Source organism: Chengkuizengella marina, from assembly GCF_009910845.1.
Classification (GTDB): domain Bacteria; phylum Bacillota; class Bacilli; order Paenibacillales; family KCTC-33759; genus Chengkuizengella; species Chengkuizengella marina.
Window position 1 is genome coordinate 1 of sequence record NZ_SIJB01000084.1, and the last position, 2,088, is coordinate 2,088.

The window sequence follows — 2,088 nt, forward strand, 5'->3', positions numbered from 1 at the left end:
GCAATTCCATTGTGACTATGCTACGGTTGGTTGTGGAAATGTGAATGGAACGCATATTCAAATGGCACAAGGGACAGCTGAAGCTGATCATTTTGTAGAAGTCACCTTTACAGCAGGAGCAGGGATCATATCCGCGGGTGGACAAAGCGGAGAGATTCAAACTCGAAATAATAAAACAGACTGGAGCAACTATGATGAAACAAATGATTACTCCTTTGATGCTAGTAAAACACAGTTTACGAATTGGGATCGAGTGACACTTTATCTGAATGGTCAATTAGTCTGGGGAATTGAACCCTAAATAAATTTAAGGCACTCAGCTTGTCTGAGTGCCTCTTATAAAGGTAAGCAAAGCTTTCGATATTAGCAGGAATTTTAAACGCTGGTATTATCTTAAATTTTCTAGTATGCAGCAATTTTATTTTAAAATTTAAAATAATGATGAGGAAGTGAAAAATGATGAGTTATAAAAATATGTGCCACAGAAACTTTATACTCATACTTGCTACTCTATTAATTATGAGTTTATTTATTGATATCATTCCTAAATCGTTTTCAGTAGTTTATGCTGAACCACATGTTGATAATCCATTTGAAGGGGCAACTTCGTATGTGAATCCTGATTATGCTGAATTAATAGATTCTTCTATTGCACTTGTAAATGATAGTGATCTAGCCTCAAGAATGGAAACCATAAAATCTTACCCTACAGCAGTTTGGCTTGATCGTATAGCTGCCATCCATGGTGGAGATATAAATAACGGACGTAAAAGCTTAGCTGATCACTTGGACATTGCACTTGCACAAAAGCAAGGTGACACTCCAATTACCGCTACAATTGTTATTTATGACCTTCCAGGTCGAGACTGCGCTGCATTAGCATCCAATGGTGAACTACCACTTTCAGAAGAAGGTCTAGAAAGGTATAAAACAGAGTACATTGATCCTATAGTATCCGTATTTTCTGACCCTAAGTATCAGGATATTCGAATTGTAACGGTCATTGAACCTGACGGACTACCTAATCTAGTAACGAATCTAAGTGATCCTGAGTGCGCAGAAGCGAACTCAAGCGGTATTCAAGTAGAAGCTACACAATATGCACTTAATCAACTCCACTCTATTGATAATGTATATATTTATATGGACATCGCTCATTCCGGGTGGTTAGGATGGGACAACAATTTACAAGGAGTAGTTAGTTTGTATACTGATGTAGTCCAAGATACATCGGCTGGTTTACAAAGTATTGATGGATTTATTACAAATACCTCAAATTATACTCCCCTTGAAGAACCATATTTAACCGATCCAAATTTAAATATCGGTGGTCAGCCTTTGAGATCCTCTAATTTTTACGAATGGAACTCTAATTTTGATGAAATTGATTTTACAGAGGCATTATACAACGCTTTTGTAGCCAGTGGATTTCCACAAGATATTGGTTTTCTCATAGATTCTTCACGAAACGGTTGGGGAGGAGCAGAGCGTCCAACTGAAGCTAGTGGTGATACAGTAAATAGTTATGTTGATTCAGGACGTATTGACCGTCGAGATCATCGAGGTTTGTGGTGTAATGTAGATGGAGCTGGAATGGGATTACCTCCACAAGTGGCTTCTGGTGAATTTGAAAATACACATTTAGATGCTTTTGTATGGGTAAAACCTCCTGGAGAATCTGACGGGGCTAGTGAATTTATTGATAATGATGAAGGGAAAAATCCCGATCCAAATTGTGATCCAGAATATACAGATGGTGCTAATGCTGGAGTACCTACAGGGGCTATGCCTGATGCACCTTTAGCAGGACACTGGTTTCATGAACAGTTTGTCATGTTAGTGGAAAATGCTTATCCAGCTATTCCACCTGCTGATAATACCGCACCAAATGCTCCTACTGCATTAACTGCTGTTGCAGATGACGGGGTTGTAGGTCTGAGCTGGGGGAGTGTAATAGGAGCAGATAGTTATAATGTCAAACGTTCAGAAACTTTAGGAGGTCCATATACTACGATAGCAAGTAACATTACAAGCATAAATTACTCAGATACGGGGCTAACGAATGGCACAACGTATTATTATGTCGTT

The 2,088-nt window shown here is 38.6% G+C and carries 2 protein-coding genes; both read left to right on the top strand.

Annotation, left to right across the window (positions count from 1 at the left end):
• A partial coding sequence (locus ERL59_RS20575) for a cellulose binding domain-containing protein (protein ID WP_328700003.1) occupies positions 1-301 on the top strand: 301 nt, incomplete at its 5' end.
• Between the two features lie 218 nt (positions 302-519).
• Positions 520-2,088, top strand: a 1,569-nt coding sequence (locus ERL59_RS20580) for a glycoside hydrolase family 6 protein (protein ID WP_235929985.1), incomplete at its 3' end; no start/stop codon positions are given.